The organism is Dawidia soli (assembly GCF_018598185.1).
In the GTDB taxonomy this organism is placed as follows: Bacteria; Bacteroidota; Bacteroidia; order Cytophagales; family Cyclobacteriaceae; genus Ohtaekwangia; species Ohtaekwangia soli.
This window is the reverse complement of sequence record NZ_JAHESC010000002.1, coordinates 30,884-46,052: the sequence shown is the minus strand read 5'-3', so window position 1 is coordinate 46,052 and position 15,169 is coordinate 30,884. Positions and strand designations below refer to the sequence as shown.

The following is a 15,169-nucleotide window of genomic DNA, read 5'->3' as shown; positions in this document are numbered from 1 at the left end:
CAGGCTACGCAATCGTAGCACCCACACGCTCCAGCAAGGCCTTCGTAGCACGAATACCTTCTTCCGGCGACAGCTTGGTGCCTTCGTATTCAATACCTACATAACCGGTATAGCCGGCGGCCTTAACGATCTGCAGCATCTTGGTGTAGTCGGTCTCCACACAGTTGCCTTGCTCGTCAAAGTCGTGTGTCTTCGCGCTTACACCTTTTGCAAATGGCATCAGCTCCTGCGTTCCCTTGTAACGATCGTATTCTTCCAGACACTTGGTTTTCATCCATGCTTCCATCGTGTTGGCCTCGGGCTTCGTACGATTAACGCAGAAATTGCCGAAGTCAGGCAACGTGCCGCAGTTGTCCATGCCCGTGCCGGAAATTACACCACTCAGCCATTGGCCGTCAGACGAGAAACCACCGTGGTTCTCCACGATCACACCGATGTTGTGCGGCTTGGCAAACTCCGACAGTTGGCGTAACCCATCCGTGGCAGATTTGGCCACCTCCTCGCGCTTGCCTTCGCCGGCAGCATTCACACGGATGGAGTGGCAGCCCAGGAACTTGGCAGCCTCTACCCACTTATAGTGGTTCTCTACAGCTTGCTTGCGTTTTTTTGCATCGGTGTCGCCCAGCTCACCCTCACCGTCACACATGATCAAAACACTGGTCACCCCCAGGTCGTCACAGCGCTTCTTGAGGTCGGCCAGGTACGCCTGATCTTTTGCCTTATCTTTAAAGAATTGGTTGACATACTCCACAGCCGAAATGCCAAAATCGTTCTTGGCTTTGGCCGGAAAATCAAGGTTGTTTAGTTGCCCACCGAAGAGCGCCGGGTGCAGCGACCACTGCGCCAATGAGATCTTGAAAAATAGTTCCTTTGGTTTTTCCATAGTAGTAGCGGTAGTGTCTGCAGGCTTAGTCTCCGAGGTGGGTTTACCTGTACAAGAGGCCAGGAAAGAAGGCGCCACCGTTACCCCGGCGGTAATAAGCCCGAGTGAACGGATAAAATTTCTTCGGTTGGTTTCGTTATGCATGGTTGTAAGAATTTTATGTGATGGAATATAAGAACTTCTTAACATATATCCACAGGCATAACGTCAGGCAAACACGTCACCGTGGGTGCTCCGCACAATAGCCTTCGCCAACGGCCGTACATTCAGCACAAGACCGATCGCCAGGCGCGACGCCGTCTCACTGCCAAACAACCGCTGGATCTGCCGGCCGCGCCACAAACGTGCTGCGAACTGCGCACGCCATTGCGCGGTATATCGTTTCTCCAGCACGGCCCGGTCAGGTATCGCGCTGCGGTAGTAGGGAATCAACAAGTCCGTCAGGATCTTCGCCGAGTGAATCGCCATGGCCATGCCGTTGCCACACAACGGTGTGATCATGCCCGCCGCATCGCCTGCCATGAGTATATGATCCTCCACCGGCTGTTTGGTCTCAAACGATATCTCGTTGATCGTCTCCGGCTTGACAGACAAAAACTCCGCCCCCATAAAGATGTCGCGCAGCAACGGATTTTGATACAACACCGCCTGCTCCATGGCGCGAAGGTCGCCGTACGCTTTTACATTGTCACGGTGCGTGAGGTAGCAGAGATTTACTTTGCCGTCCTCCACATGACTCATGCCGCAGTAGCCGCCGGGGAAATTATGCAGCGCGATCAGGTCAAGCGGATGCTCTGCACGCACATGATACTTCACACCGACATACGGCGATCGCTTTTGTACGAACGATCTTTTCAACTGCACATCCAACCGCGACCGCTTGCCGAAGGCGCCAATCACCACACGCGCTTCGAACGACCGGTCTGCCGTCTCTACTTCAAAACGATCGTTGGCAAAACGCACCGCGTGCGCCTCCGTGTCGAGCAGGAATTCCACACCCACCGCACGCGCCCGCGTATACAAAAAGTTGTCGAACGCATAGCGGCTCACACCAAAGCCGCCCAGTTCGAGGGGAAGCAACGCCGACCGGCCCGCTATGGACGAAAGCTGAAAACGGCTGATTTGCGCAGGATGTAAACTTTCCGGATACACATGCAACGACCGTAAAAACGGGGTCACCTCGTGCGAGATGTATTCACCACATACACGATGTTGTGGATAGGTGCGTTTCTCCATAACAATCGATGGAATGCCCGCTTCCGCTAACCGCAACGACGCGATTAGTCCGCCCAGGCCTCCACCAATGATGATGATCTTATCTTCTGCCACCCCTTAAAATAATACGAAAAGGGGAAAACCAGACAGCCCAAAAAATATTTCCTGCGGAATAGAATCCTTTTGGGCAACTTTTTCCGTTAGATACTGTTACGACCCACAGTTAGCATCTCTATGGAAACTATACCGGCTCAATCTACCCAATCACTCAACGTATTGTTGATCGGCAACAATCCAATCGAGCTCAGCTCTGTATTGGAAAAGCTGCAACAGGTACGCGACAAAAAGATCATCACCGAAATAGCGTTCGATCTGAAAAGCATTCTCGAACGACTGATGCGTTTTGATCCAAACTTTATCTTTATTGACGACAACCTCGGCAACTCACAACTGCGCGAGACGGTCAGCACGTTGTCGCACAACCGCAAGACAAAGGACATTCCCATCACCGTCCTGAAAAACTCCAATTACCACGAAGCCATCGGCTCCGGCGCCGCCCTGGACTACTTGCTCAAACAAAACCTGTCGGCCGACGCACTGTACAACACCGTGAAGAACTCGCTGAAGTTTCGCCGCACACAACTGTACCTGTACCAGGCGTATCAAAAGCGCAAAAAGCAGATTGGTAAACTAGTATAAAAATGGGGCCGGCAACGACCTTTCATTTTTAAATCTGATCTTCCAGCGTAAAATCTTTCCGCATCCGCTCACCCCGGCGATTAATCTCCAGCCGGATCTTTCTACGCGGCTTGCTGTTAAAAAAACCGTTGACATGGTTCAGGCTGAGGTACTGCGTCATCACACCGTTGATACTGACGATGACATCGCCCGGCAACAGCCCGGCCTTGTCCGCAGCCGACTCTTTACGCACCTCCGAAATTTCAAAGACATTTAACTGCGAGCCCCGTGCCTTCAGGATCAAGCCGCTCAGGTTGTAGTGAAATCCTTTTTTGAACGATGCATTTTTGCGCAGGTATATTTCTTCCTTGGGAAAATTGAAGATAATGCTGAAGCGGCTCATGATCTCGCCGCCCACGGCGCCGTTCCGAAAAATGTTGCCCGTCTTTAATGTATCGGTATAGCTATTGGGATCGGGAAAATTAGCAATGGCATTTAACAGTTTATACGACCCGATCTCGATCGAACGGATGCGGCCTACCTTGCCGATGATCTCTCCCCCCAGTCCGCGGCCGATCACGCTGCTGATCACATGTGACGGCGGCTGAATACGTTTGTCTGTCATAGGGTCCAGCAACAAACCATGGCTGGCGCCCGAGTCCATCAGCAGCTTGGCGTTAAACGTCGTGCCGTCCTGCAACACGACCGGCGTAATGATATAGGGCTTGGTGTCTTCTATCTTCATCGGCAGCGTTTGGTACCTGCGCGGCTTGCGGAAATTCTCCGGAGGGGTCAGCGTCAGTATTTTCTTCTCGTAGTCCACTTGCACAATAAACCGGCTGAAAAGCTCGTACCCTAAAATGCCGTGCACGTCAGTACCCATGTAGTTGCGCAGCTGCAGGTAATCCTCCTCCAACACCAGCATGGCATGCCCCCGTCCTTGAATGCCGGGCAGCTCGATCGACACATTGTTGGTCACAAAAGCATCGACCAGTTTTTCGCCGCCAGGACCGGAAATGGTATAGCGACGCGAATAAGGCAGGTTCAGAATATCCGAAAAGGTCTTTTGGGTAAGAATAGCTGTGCGTACACCCGTGTCGAGAATAAATTTCAGGGGCAATGTTCCATTCAACACAACCGGTAGCACTACCAGGTTGTTATAGATCTCGATAGGCATCTGCACCCTCCGTTGGCCGTTGACAATGGAAAACCCTAAGTTCTGTGCGGCCGCCGGAAAAATGCCATAGCAAAACAAAACAGAAACCAGAAAATTCCTGATCATAACGTGTCTGGCCAGAAGGTTTACTGGTAAGATAAGGGAATTACACGAATGTCACTACCGTATCGCGGTGCGGAGGGCAGATAAAAGTGTTTCGGGTGTGTTTTCGCGGATGAGTAGCGCCAGCTGGTCGGGCGCCAGAAAGTCCTCGTCTACCATGCGCTGCATTTGTTCCAACAACGGGTCGAAGAATTGGCGAGTGTTTAGCAGACCTACCGGTTGCGAAATCAGGCCGAGTTGTTTCCAGGTAAGGATCTCCGCAAGCTCGTCTAACGTACCCCAGCCGCCCGGCATGGCAATAAAAGCATCCGACAGGTCGGCCATGCGTTTTTTTCGCGTATGCATCGTGTCCACTACCTCCAGGGTGGTAACATTTCGATGCCCCACCTCACGCTGCAATAAAAAATCGGGGATGACGCCAATGACCTTACCGCCCTCGGCTAAAACAGCATCGGCCACGACCCCCATCAACCCGACGTTACCGCCGCCGTATACCAGAGTGTGGCCTTCTCGTGCCAGCAAGCTACCCAGTGTTTTCGCCGCAGCTTCGTACGCCACAGAATTGCCATGACGCGAGCCGCAGAAAACACAGATGTTCATAAGGATAAGAAAATCCCGGTGGAGGGATTAGAACTTGTTGTCGTGCTTGTTCTTGCTCACCATTTTATTGGGGAAGATCCAGGGAGACACGATCGCCAGGATAAAAAGTGCGATCACAACATAAAAAGGCCACCAAGATGCGAATTCCATAACTTTATTAATTTTAGGCTCGTAAAAATAGGGTGTGTCCCAGTATTTTGCATCAGAACGGGTAAAAAATGTTTCCTGTCGCAATAATTGGGTCAGAACCCTTGTCTTTTCGTATGAAAAAGTTTCTGATCATCTCTGGAGTGGCCGTTGCCATCCTTATTATGTTAGTGTTTGCCGTCATGTATTTCATGAAAAAGCAAACCAAAATGGCGAGTCCAGAAGAATCGGTCGTTTTTAGCCAGGACAAGCTCACCATTAACGTCTTCTATAACCGGCCCTATAAAAAAGGCCGTGTGATCTACGGCGGATTGGTGCCCTACGGCAAGGTATGGCGCACCGGCGCCAACGAAGCTACGACCTTCAAAACCTCCCAGGACCTCAAATTCGAAGGAAAAACCCTTCGCAAAGGCACATATTCTCTCTGGACTATTCCCGGCGAAGACACCTGGACCATCATCTTTAACAGCGAATACGGCCAATGGGGCGTCAGCTCCGACGGCGAAGCGAACCGCTCCCCCGACCGCGACGTGCTGCAGGTGCAGGTACACCCCGTCCTGCAAGACCGCGAGTTCGAGCAGTTTACCATCGCCTTTGAAAAGCTGGGCGAAGAAGTGGAAATGGTACTGATGTGGGACAAGACCCTCGTCGCAGTACCTTTTACCTACTGATCCCCGCCCGGCAATTCACGATCCTTTTCTGACCACCGCCTTCACGGTAAGCTTTTTATTCTCCGGCATCGTCGCGGGAATTGCATTGACGAAATAGGTAAGGCTCCCTTGCGAGGCTCCCTGCGCCACCAGGTAGTCGATGATCGCCTGAGCCTGCGCCGGCGTGCGGTCGTTGTGAAAAAGCTTCTTGACCATGATCGTGTCGCGCTTGTAAAGCTGGCCCAACGAGTCGATATCATCGTATTTGGTATGGATCGAATCGATCGACACCTCCGTCAGGTCGGCCGACGACCTGGCGGCGTCCTCCACATAGCCGCTCAGCAATACCTGGATCTCGAACTTAAATCCCGGGTTCGCTTTTATGAAACGTGCTAATTGCTTCAGTGCGTTGTCCGACGAGGGTTGCAGCGTGCTGGAGGTCGCCTTGAACTGCACGGCATCCAGCACGATCTCATCGCCGATAGCCGGTTGTTTCAGCACCACATTTATTTTCTCTTTTTGTGGCACCTTGTCACCCGTCAGGTCCAGCTGCCGCGAGAAATAGGATACCTGGCTTTGCTCCGGATCAACCGACAGCTCATAGCGCGTGCCCTCCGGCAGGTAGATATAATAAGAGCCGTCGTTCGCCGGGCGGCTACTATAGATGCGTTTACCCGTCGACATATCCGACACGGAAATATAGGCCGGCACGACAGCACCCGAAGCATCCGATACCTTGCCTTCCAGTTTCATGATCCCTTTCGGCCGAAGATTGTCGGGGATCAAAAATTCCGTGATCTCCCGATTGTTACGTGCGCCCGACGCTTCTTTCAACAGATAACGGCCCAGCGCGGCCACGCTGATATATTGATCGTCCTCCGCGGTATTGACAAAATCCAGCGGCACCGGCGCAGACCAGCTGCCATTCCGGAGGCGCGACATATATAAGTCCATGCCGCCTTTACCACCGGCCTTGTCAGACGAAAAGATCAGTGTCTCGCCGTCGGCCATAATGCGTGGGGTCTGAGCGTTGCCTGTGTTGATCGACTCGGGCAGCGCCACGGGTTCTTCCCACTGGCCGTTTGATTTTTTTACCGTGCGAAAGATCTGGCAGCTCCCGGCCTTGCGCTGGTCCATTTTGTCGCACCGCATGAAGTACAAGGTATTACCGTCCGGCGTAAACGATGGGCAGCCGTCGTTGGACCTGGAGTTGATCGGGGCCGACAAATTTTCCGGCGTGCTCCACGCGGTACCCTTTAGCTCCGAAACAAAAATATCATAGCCCCCCACCACGGGCGATTTAGCGCAGGTAAAGTATAGCTTCCTGCCATCGGCGCTCAGCGCATAGCCCTGAAAAAAATTAAGACGTGTGCTCAGGTGCTTGGGTAGCTCCACCGGTGTGGACCAGTCCGTTTCACGCGCCGTATACATCACTGTCAACGCACCGTCCTGACCGCTGTTCGAGACAAAAAGCAGTGCGTTGCCGTCATGGCTGATATAGGGCGACGACACATCGAGCGACGGGTGGTTGATAATGCTGGGCAGCCTGCGCACCTTCGATTGGGCACAGACTGGCAACGCCGTCACGCCGAGCAGCAGGAAGAGAAGGGAAGTTTTTGTCATAGGGTGGATACCAATGGAAACAGGAAAAAATAGAATGGAATAGCTAAAATTACGCAATTCCGTCCGGCCGGAAAGCAATTTTCAAGGGGGTGAATTATTTCCAGATTTTCAGTTGCCGTTCGGGGTTTTTCGGCTTTGCATCGTAACTTCGCTGCCAGAAAAACCGTGTAAAATGATCCAGGTCATTCCATCCATTGCCATTCGCAAAGGGACCGTCGTCAAGATGCGAAAAGGCGACCCCAACAGTGAAAAGGCATACAATGAAAACCCGCTGGACCTTGCCAAGCGGTTTGAAGATCATGGGATCGACGTTGTGCACCTGGTCGATCTCGACGGTGCCGAAAAAGGCAGCCCCGTAAACTGGCACGTGCTGGAGACCATCGCCGGCCACACCGACCTCAAAGTCGACTTCACCGGTGGCATCTCCACCGACGGCGACATCAGCAAAGCCTACGAATATGGTGCCGAATATATCACCGCCGCCAGCATTGCCGTAACCAACCCCGAGCTCTTTGCCTCGTGGATCATATCCTACGGCCGTGAAAAGATCACCCTCGGCGCCGACGTGGTAGACCGCACCACCAAGGAGATGCTCTTCCGCGGCTGGCAACGCCGCACACAACAGACACTCATGGAGCACCTGGATTATTTCCACTCACGCGGCCTGAAGTATGTTAAGTCCACCGATGTATCGCACGACGGTACCCTCGAAGGCCCCGCCTTTGAATTTTACCAGGACATCCTCGATACATTCCCCGACATCTGCGTGCTCGCCAGCGGCGGCGTGCGTGGCGTAGACGACATCAAACGGCTCAACGACATGGGCATCTTTGCCGTCATCTTCGGCAAGGCATACTATGAAGGCCTCCTCAACCTCAAAGACCTGGAACAATTCCTCGTCAAAAAGGAACTATAACTCGCTTTTGCAAACAGTCTTTCCATTGAATTCCGATCGCTATAATCAACGCGGCGTTTCAGCCTCCAAAGAAGATGTCCACCAGGCCATCCGTAAGTTAGACAAGGGGCTTTTCCCCAAGGCCTTCTGTAAAGTCGTGCCCGACTACCTCGGTCATGACAACGCCTACTGCACCATTATGCACGCCGACGGCGCCGGCACAAAATCGTCGCTGGCATATCTATACTGGAAAGAGACCGGCGATCTGTCCGTATGGAAGGGCATTGCGCAAGACGCCATCATCATGAACATCGATGACCTGCTGTGCGTCGGTGCCATCGACAATATCCTGCTGTCGTCCACCATCGGCCGCAACAAACACCTCATTCCGGGCGAAGTGATCGCGGCGGTCATCGAAGGCACGGAAGAGGTACTGGCCATGCTGCGCAGCCACGGCCTGAACATCATCAGTACCGGTGGTGAGACCGCCGACCTGGGTGACCTGGTAAAAACGATCGTCGTCGACAGCACCGTCGTCAGCCGCATGAAGCGCAGTGACGTGATCGACAACCAAAACGTCCAGGCGGGCGATGTCATCGTCGGCTTCGCATCCGCCGGTCAGACCTCGTACGAAGACGAGTACAACGGCGGCATGGGCAGCAACGGCCTGACGTCGGCGCGCCATGACGTCTTTCACAAAGACTACGCAATAAAATACCCCGAGTCCTACGACGGCAACGTCACCGCGGGCCTTGTCTATACCGGCAAATGCCGCTTGACCGACGCCGTACCCGGCGCACCCATCAACGCCGGCAAGCTGGTGCTTTCCCCTACACGCACCTATGCGCCCGTCATCATCGAAGTGCTCAAACAACTGCGCAGCCACATCCACGGCATGGTGCATTGCAGCGGCGGCGCGCAAACCAAAGTGCTCCACTTCGTCGACGACGTACACATCATCAAAGACAACCTGTTCGAGATCCCGCCGCTCTTTAAGCTCATACATGACCAGAGCGGCACCGACTGGAAAGAGATGTATAAAGTCTTTAACATGGGCCATCGCATGGAGATCTACCTGCCGCAAGCACATGCACAGACTGTCATCGACATTGCCAGGTCGTTCAACCTCGACGCACAGATCGTCGGCCGCGTAGAAGGCGGTAAAAAGCAGGTAAGCCTCCGCACACCGTTCGGAGAGTTTACCTACTGATCCAGAATTATTTCTTGCTTATCACAAACGGCTCTTGATTACGAATGAGCCTCGGCTTCCGCTCGCGGTTCGCGATTGCCCCGAAACCTCGACATCAGCGACTGCCTTGTTTCCAACAAGCGATGTGACGTCAGATAGTGAATTACTTTTTCTTCGAGGTAATGGTGCAATGGCAACAGAACAGAGATCAACCCGATCTTGATTAACATAATCTTCCACGGCTCGCCGTGCGTGGCATGATGAATCTGATTATCTGCAATCAGAATGATAAACTCGAACAGGAAGATAAACGCAAAGAAGCCCAGGATCTTGATCGTACCTCTGTGAATGTTGTTCGATGATGCCCAGGTATCCGTTTGCCCGCAACATATTCAGGTGAATGGAGTCCGCGAGCGAGAATACCTTTTCATAATATTCGAAAAAACAGGATGACAGACAAAAGGCTTCTCGTATTCATGCGGGTACATTGAATACTAAAGGTAAAAAGCGGAAGAACTAAAGAAAGTCAGCTTTTGCTTGCGCCCTCGGGTTTTGATTTCAGCTTTTCACGGATCACCTCAATGATCGGCGGCAAAATGGATATCAAAATGATGGCGAAGATGATATAGGTGAAGTTGTTCTTCACAATCGGTGTATTTCCTGCGAAGTAGCCTACGAACAAAAATCCCGTAACCCAGGCTACCGCTCCCACAACGTTGAACATGGCAAATTTCCCATACGACATCGTCCCGATACCGGCGACAAAAGGAGCAAACGTTCGAACGATCGGCACAAACCGGGCATAAATGATCGTCTTGCCGCCGTGCTTATAATAGAACTGCTGGGTTTTTTCCAGGTATTCCAACTTTAGAAATCTGATTTTGCCGCTAAATGCCTTCGGCCCGATGTATTTACCCACGTGGTAATTAACCATGTCGCCCAATATCGCAGCGATAATCAACAGGATTAACATCAAACCGATATTCAACCCGGCCTCCGGTCTGGCAGCGATGATCGCGCCGGTAGCAAATAGTAGCGAATCCCCCGGCAAAAACGGCGTTACTACCAGGCCTGTCTCAGCAAAAATGATCAGAAAGAGAATAAGATAGGTCCATACCGTGTAATCCTGAACGATATCAGCCAGGTGGTGATCGATGTGCAGAATAAAGTCAATGAGGGATTTTATAAGCTCCATAACAGATTAAAGTCAAGACGCTGCGAAAATAACAAAAGCTTTACCCTCCACCCAACTTTCCGGCAACGAAAGCCGTACCGGACATTGCTGATAGGAGCAGGTATTACATTTGCGTTAATCCGATCGTTTTGACGAAGGCAGCCTTTATCGACATAATGCTGCTGAAAGCCTTGTACTTCCGGCAATTCAGGCATGGCGCCTGACGTTAAAAAAATATGCCTCGTATATTCGTGCCTGGTGGGCTTGAATTTTTAATATGACTTCAACTATGGTCGACATTCTTATAATAGGGGCAGGGGCGGCAGGACTCACGGCGGCCCGTGCCTTAAGTGGGGGCGGACGATCCGTAACCGTATTGGAAGCGCGCGAGCGTATCGGCGGCCGCATTCATACACTTCGCACGAACTTTACCGTACCGGTGGCCGAAGGCGGCGCCGAGTTCATGCACGGCAACCTGCCCCTTACAACGGCGCTCATGCAGGAAGCCGGTATGCCCTTCTACGAAGGCGACGGTGCCACCTGGAATGTGCAACATCAGCGGCTGCAAAAAGGCGATATCATGCCCGACGGTTGGGATGAGCTCAACAACAAACTCCGGGCTCTTAAACAAGACATGAGCATCGGCGCTTTTCTCCGCCAGTACGTTGGCGACGAAGCCCACCGTGCGCTGCGCGAAAACATCACACGCCTCGTAGAGGGCTACGACGCAGCCGACGTCGACAAGGCCAGCGCCTTCGCCCTGCGCGAAGAGTGGGCTGCAGAAGAAAACCTGACCGGCTACCGGCCCAAACAAGGCTACGGGCCACTCATGGAGTTCCTCCAACACAAGTGCACCGAGCTCGGTGTAGTGTTTCACTTAAAAAATAACGTAACGCACATACGCTACACACCGGATTATGTCGAAGTTGCCACCGCCGACGGCGAACGGTACATCGGCCGCAAACTGGTCGTCACGGTGCCGGTAGCCGTGCTCAACGCCGGGACGATAACCTTCTCGCCCGAGCCGGTCCAGCACCTGCACGCCTTGCGTCGCATCGAGACCGGCGGGGTGATCAAATTCCTGATCGAATTTACAGGCAAGTTTTGGGAACGGCCGCAACCAACAGAAGGCTACGTCATGCCAGACCTGCACTTTCTGTTTTCCGATGCGTATGTTCCTACGTGGTGGACGCAAAATCCCGCCCAATCTACGCTGTTATCGGGGTGGCTATCCGGACCGGTCACCAAACACCTGCGCAAAGGCGACCACGAGCTTTTACAAGAAGCTTTCCGCTCGCTGGCGTACATTTTTAATTGTACCGAAGTATACTTACGACAACACATTCGCAATGCCAAAGTGTTTAACTGGGTCACCGACCCGTTTGCCCGTGGCGCATATGCCTATAAAAGCGTCGGCAACGACGAAGCGCTCAAAACGATCGCCGTGCCCGTAGACGATAAACTTTATTTCGCCGGCGAAGCGTACTATAACGGTCCGGAAATGGGCACCGTCGAAGCAGCCCTGGCCAGTGGTAACGCAACTGCTGAAAAAATCCTGAAGGAAAAACACCTGTAAGATTAAAGATTACATCGTCTATATTTCGAGTATATAAGCTCCGGAAAAACCCGCATCTTGGGCCCGACGATGGAAAGCGCTTTGCCAACCGATTTTGCGAGCCTCTTCAGGCAACACCACAAAGGCCTCTGCGACCTGGCCTATAATATTGTGTGCGATCGCGATGCCGCAAAGGATATCGTACAAGAAGTTTTTGTTAAGCTTTGGAACAACCGGTCGCACGTCATTTTTGGCGACCAGATCAAACACTATCTTTTTAAAGCTACCGTACACACAGCCTATAATTATGTGCGCTCGCACAAACGGCTATTTTCATTAGACGACTACAAAGGCCTGGACCTGTTGCGTGCCTTCCCCGAAACCGAGGGCATTGAATTTCGCGAGCTCGAGCTCCGCACCCGGCAGGCTATCGACCGGCTGCCCGCCAAGTGCAAAAGCATTTACCTCCTCAGCCGCCAGGAAGGCCTGAAATACCAGGAAATAGCCGACACGCTGGGCATATCCCTCAAAACCGTTGAAAATCAGATGGGTATAGCCCTCGAAAAGCTCCGTCAGGAGCTAAAACCGTTCCTTTCCCTGGAAATGGTCTCCTGGCTGGCCGCTGTCGGATTGGCGCTCTACAGGCTCATTTTTGCATAAAAGCAGAATTTTTAAAAATCTTTCGGGAGTCTTTGGGGGTAAGGCACTCCTTTTGTGCTATAAGCGTATGTCTAATTAAACAATACGCATATGAAACGTCTGCTTGGCTTGATCCTGATCACCTCTGCCGTGCTGTTTTCAGCATGTTCGCAGTATACCTGTGCTACTTATGTTAAAAATACTCCGCCGGTAACAAAAAAGACCCAGCGGCTATAATTCCAGTCTAAACTCACCCGATGAACGCAGATACACCAACCCCACGATGGAATAAAATATCCGCATACCTGTCGGGTGAGCTGGAACCTGCTGAACGTTTGGCTTTTGAATCCTGGTTACAGGACTCCGAAGAAAACCAGCATGTCTTCGAAGAAGCGAAAAAGATCTGGACGAGCAGCCGGCTCAAGCTGACGTCGGCCGACTATGGCACCGACACCGAGCTGACCCGGCTCATGGAACGCCTGCAACACGACAGACGCAGCGAGAATGTACGGTTTTTACAAAGCCCCTGGCTGCGTGTGGCCGCGGCCGTTATATTCCTGGTCGTGGGAGCGTGGTTCTATACACAGTTCCAGGGCACATCAATCCCTTCGTCGGATTTTATACATGCCGCAGGCGACAAAGTGGCCACGCTATACCTGCCCGACAGCAGCCGCGTATGGCTCAACACCGGTAGCCGCATCAGCTACAGCAAAGACTTTAATGTGACGGAACGCCGGATCTACCTCGAAGGCGAAGGATACTTCGAAGTACGATCCGACTCCACGCGGCCCTTCCGCGTGTTGACGAAGACGACGATCACCCGTGTAGTTGGTACTGAATTTAATGTGAAAGAGACCGATACACTTACGACCTTAACGGTGAAGGAGGGAAAGGTTAACTTTTCGCGCATGGACAATACCCGCGGTGAGGTTCTACGGGTCGTGCATGGTGAACAGGCAACCTTTCACCACCCGCACCAAATCTTTAAAAAATCTGTCATCACGAATTACGCGTATGCAGGATGGCGCCGGACAAACAACCCAGCCTTCGAAAAGGAAAAACAAGATCCGGTCGCTTTCCTGACTACGCGCTACGCCTGGCGAAAAGACCGCGCGCACCAATCGGAAGTATACGGCCAGGTATGGAACCATGCCGAGCTGGCGACCTATAAGAATGTCATTCTCAAGGTCACCTATGCCGCCGCGGGTGGCAAGCCCAAGACCATGCGCATCAAAACAGAGCAGGTCATTTACCCGGGGCAGCCCATCGACTTCCGCAAAAAACTGCGTGACCTTTCCGCGGCAACGAGTTATCTCAAGGTCGAAGTAGAATCGGCCGAACTTATTTCAGGATAGTATGGTAACGACGAACGACAACACCGGCAGCGAAGTAACAACGTACACGCTGCCGCAACAAGCCGAGGCCCTGATCAAGCTGGCCGAGAAGATCATCGAGCAGCACAGCAATGCCGGCCCGCAAAGCCCCGTAAAGCCGCACCTGATCGCCGACCTCAACTCGCGCATCAGCCCGGCACGCGCCCGCCACGAACAAGGCCTGCGCTACGCCCGCATGGCCGAAGATGCCTTTGCCGAACGCGACGAATTGCTGGGCAAAATTCCCGGCCGCAAAAGCGAGCTCGACGTACGCAACCTCGTAGAGATCGTCGTTCAACTGGTAAAAGAGCATTACCCCGAGTCGGTTCATAAATGGGGTTTTGAATAATCCAACCAACAAGGGCCGGAGCTAACGCTGATGTTACACGCTTGTGGGAGAGCCCGTATGCATTACCTACATCATTCACGCTAAGAGGAGCTTTTACTCTCAAAATGGCCCCGCAACACGATAAACGATAAGCCAAGTACATTGAGGGTCGTAGTCCCGAGCAATGTCATAATCACGGCATCACTTAGCCCTAGATTGCGATTGATAATAAGGATGAGCAAGACAAAAGCCAACCAGACAGATACCACACCCGTTGCCCATTCCGCTAACCACTTTCGATCATTTGTGTCAGATTTATAGCGGTCGGCTTTCAGTTGAGCTAGTCGCGTTGACTGAGCGCGCAAGCCATCGGAGTCGATATCGACATCGTAAATATTTTTAGCAGGAGGAGAGCCTTCACCGTTTACGACCACCCCGTATGTCTCGATGGGAGACGATAAGATAGCATTCTTCAGCTCCTTTTTTATTTCCGATTATATCCCAGGCTAACACAACGATTGAATAAATTACACTACACAACCTTATACGTTGAAAAGTAATCGCTTATCAATTCATCGGGAATCTCCCGACTCCATTTAAAATTCTTTTGCTCGGTCGTCTTTTTCCATGGGCTTCCATCCAAATGAGACCAATTTGACAATTGACTTGCAGTGATACCGGCATAATTCTCAACGACCTTTTCAAGTACACGTTTTAATTCCGAATCCTGCGATATTCCGACAAGCTCCGGGTCATCCAACCGGAGGATCTGCGTGTAGTCAACATTTTTATGAACGCGGGCAAACACAGGACCAAATGGCCATGCCTGCGGTTGCTCATTGATGATCTTGTGCTGGAAGGTCGAGAGATAGTAGCCGTAAACAATATACATCAACTTTTGAAGCTTTGTCATATTCAAAGCCTGATACTTGCTGTGCGCT

16 protein-coding genes are annotated in these 15,169 nt (G+C 52.2%); 8 read left to right on the top strand and 8 right to left on the bottom strand.

Annotated elements, in window-relative coordinates:
- Positions 1–4: 4 nt before the first annotated feature.
- Together KK078_RS01550 and KK078_RS01545 are read right to left on the bottom strand one after the other, a co-directional pair.
- The gene (locus tag KK078_RS01550) at positions 5–1,027 is read right to left on the bottom strand and encodes a sugar phosphate isomerase/epimerase family protein (RefSeq protein ID WP_394370541.1); all 1,023 of its coding nucleotides are present in this window, start codon (positions 1,025–1,027) and stop codon (positions 5–7) included.
- A 63-nt stretch (positions 1,028–1,090) separates the two neighbouring features.
- Positions 1,091–2,212 (bottom strand): NAD(P)/FAD-dependent oxidoreductase, encoded by a 1,122-nt coding sequence (locus KK078_RS01545; RefSeq protein WP_254088472.1) that lies wholly within the window; start codon positions 2,210–2,212, stop codon positions 1,091–1,093.
- Positions 2,213–2,332: 120 nt separating this feature from the next.
- On the opposite strand from KK078_RS01545, the gene KK078_RS01540 reads away from it, so the two are divergent.
- Positions 2,333–2,797: a hypothetical protein gene (locus tag KK078_RS01540; RefSeq protein ID WP_254088471.1), complete on the top strand. Its 465-nt coding sequence runs from the start codon at positions 2,333–2,335 to the stop codon at positions 2,795–2,797.
- Positions 2,798–2,825: 28 nt separating this feature from the next.
- Here the strand turns inward: KK078_RS01540 and KK078_RS01535 are convergent, their stop codons facing one another.
- Genes KK078_RS01535 through KK078_RS30355 form a run of 3 tightly spaced genes read right to left on the bottom strand, consistent with a single transcriptional unit; the run spans position 2,826 to position 4,805 of the window.
- Positions 2,826–4,058: an aspartyl protease family protein gene (locus KK078_RS01535; RefSeq protein ID WP_254088470.1), complete on the bottom strand. Its 1,233-nt coding sequence runs from the start codon at positions 4,056–4,058 to the stop codon at positions 2,826–2,828.
- Between the two features lie 54 nt (positions 4,059–4,112).
- Complete coding sequence (locus KK078_RS01530) at positions 4,113–4,655, bottom strand: LOG family protein (protein ID WP_254088469.1); 543 nt, start codon at positions 4,653–4,655, stop codon at positions 4,113–4,115.
- 27 nt (positions 4,656–4,682) lie between these two features.
- Positions 4,683–4,805 carry a hypothetical protein gene (locus KK078_RS30355; RefSeq protein WP_262898565.1) on the bottom strand — a complete coding sequence of 41 codons (123 nt, stop codon included), beginning with the start codon at positions 4,803–4,805 and terminating at the stop codon, positions 4,683–4,685.
- A 113-nt stretch (positions 4,806–4,918) separates the two neighbouring features.
- Between KK078_RS30355 and KK078_RS01525 the strand changes: the two genes are divergently transcribed.
- Complete coding sequence (locus tag KK078_RS01525; RefSeq protein WP_254088468.1) at positions 4,919–5,473, top strand: DUF2911 domain-containing protein; 555 nt, start codon at positions 4,919–4,921, stop codon at positions 5,471–5,473.
- Between the two features lie 15 nt (positions 5,474–5,488).
- On the opposite strand, the gene KK078_RS01520 is transcribed toward KK078_RS01525, so the two are convergent.
- The gene (locus KK078_RS01520; RefSeq protein ID WP_254088467.1) at positions 5,489–7,075 is read right to left on the bottom strand and encodes a hypothetical protein; all 1,587 of its coding nucleotides are present in this window, start codon (positions 7,073–7,075) and stop codon (positions 5,489–5,491) included.
- Positions 7,076–7,247: 172 nt separating this feature from the next.
- On the opposite strand from KK078_RS01520, the gene KK078_RS01515 reads away from it, so the two are divergent.
- Entirely contained in the window at positions 7,248–7,991 is a 744-nt protein-coding gene (locus tag KK078_RS01515; protein WP_254088466.1) for a 1-(5-phosphoribosyl)-5-[(5-phosphoribosylamino)methylideneamino]imidazole-4-carboxamide isomerase, read from the top strand.
- A gap of 25 nt (positions 7,992–8,016) precedes the next feature.
- The gene (locus KK078_RS01510; RefSeq protein ID WP_254088465.1) at positions 8,017–9,180 is read left to right on the top strand and encodes an AIR synthase related protein; all 1,164 of its coding nucleotides are present in this window, start codon (positions 8,017–8,019) and stop codon (positions 9,178–9,180) included.
- A 505-nt stretch (positions 9,181–9,685) separates the two neighbouring features.
- Here the strand turns inward: KK078_RS01510 and KK078_RS01505 are convergent.
- The gene (locus tag KK078_RS01505; RefSeq protein ID WP_254088464.1) at positions 9,686–10,354 is read right to left on the bottom strand and encodes a DedA family protein; all 669 of its coding nucleotides are present in this window, start codon (positions 10,352–10,354) and stop codon (positions 9,686–9,688) included.
- 268 nt (positions 10,355–10,622) lie between these two features.
- On the opposite strand from KK078_RS01505, the gene KK078_RS01500 reads away from it, so the two are divergent.
- From KK078_RS01500 to KK078_RS01485, 4 genes are all read left to right on the top strand, one after another.
- Positions 10,623–11,909 (top strand): flavin monoamine oxidase family protein, encoded by a 1,287-nt coding sequence (locus KK078_RS01500; protein ID WP_254088463.1) that lies wholly within the window; start codon positions 10,623–10,625, stop codon positions 11,907–11,909.
- An 81-nt stretch (positions 11,910–11,990) separates the two neighbouring features.
- A complete protein-coding gene (locus tag KK078_RS01495; RefSeq protein WP_254088462.1) occupies positions 11,991–12,548 on the top strand; it encodes an RNA polymerase sigma-70 factor in 558 nt (185 codons plus the stop codon).
- A 236-nt stretch (positions 12,549–12,784) separates the two neighbouring features.
- Positions 12,785–13,882: a FecR domain-containing protein gene (locus KK078_RS01490; protein WP_254088461.1), complete on the top strand. Its 1,098-nt coding sequence runs from the start codon at positions 12,785–12,787 to the stop codon at positions 13,880–13,882.
- 1 nt (position 13,883) lies between these two features.
- Positions 13,884–14,249: a hypothetical protein gene (locus KK078_RS01485; RefSeq protein ID WP_254088460.1), complete on the top strand. Its 366-nt coding sequence runs from the start codon at positions 13,884–13,886 to the stop codon at positions 14,247–14,249.
- Between the two features lie 511 nt (positions 14,250–14,760).
- On the opposite strand, the gene KK078_RS01480 is transcribed toward KK078_RS01485, so the two are convergent.
- Positions 14,761–15,141: a Panacea domain-containing protein gene (locus tag KK078_RS01480; protein ID WP_254088459.1), complete on the bottom strand. Its 381-nt coding sequence runs from the start codon at positions 15,139–15,141 to the stop codon at positions 14,761–14,763.
- Positions 15,142–15,169 lie beyond the last annotated feature (28 nt).

Coding starts and splice junctions, on each gene's coding strand:
- KK078_RS01505 (WP_254088464.1), bottom strand. CDS start 10,354: ATGGAGCTTATAAAATCCCTCATTGACTTTATTCTGCACATCGATCAC.
- KK078_RS01490 (WP_254088461.1), top strand. CDS start 12,785: ATGAACGCAGATACACCAACCCCACGATGGAATAAAATATCCGCATAC.
- KK078_RS01550 (WP_394370541.1), bottom strand. CDS start 1,027: ATGCATAACGAAACCAACCGAAGAAATTTTATCCGTTCACTCGGGCTT.
- KK078_RS01535 (WP_254088470.1), bottom strand. CDS start 4,058: ATGATCAGGAATTTTCTGGTTTCTGTTTTGTTTTGCTATGGCATTTTT.
- KK078_RS01540 (WP_254088471.1), top strand. CDS start 2,333: ATGGAAACTATACCGGCTCAATCTACCCAATCACTCAACGTATTGTTG.
- KK078_RS01520 (WP_254088467.1), bottom strand. CDS start 7,075: ATGACAAAAACTTCCCTTCTCTTCCTGCTGCTCGGCGTGACGGCGTTG.
- KK078_RS30355 (WP_262898565.1), bottom strand. CDS start 4,805: ATGGAATTCGCATCTTGGTGGCCTTTTTATGTTGTGATCGCACTTTTT.
- KK078_RS01500 (WP_254088463.1), top strand. CDS start 10,623: ATGGTCGACATTCTTATAATAGGGGCAGGGGCGGCAGGACTCACGGCG.
- KK078_RS01515 (WP_254088466.1), top strand. CDS start 7,248: ATGATCCAGGTCATTCCATCCATTGCCATTCGCAAAGGGACCGTCGTC.
- KK078_RS01485 (WP_254088460.1), top strand. CDS start 13,884: ATGGTAACGACGAACGACAACACCGGCAGCGAAGTAACAACGTACACG.
- KK078_RS01525 (WP_254088468.1), top strand. CDS start 4,919: ATGAAAAAGTTTCTGATCATCTCTGGAGTGGCCGTTGCCATCCTTATT.
- KK078_RS01530 (WP_254088469.1), bottom strand. CDS start 4,655: ATGAACATCTGTGTTTTCTGCGGCTCGCGTCATGGCAATTCTGTGGCG.
- KK078_RS01480 (WP_254088459.1), bottom strand. CDS start 15,141: ATGACAAAGCTTCAAAAGTTGATGTATATTGTTTACGGCTACTATCTC.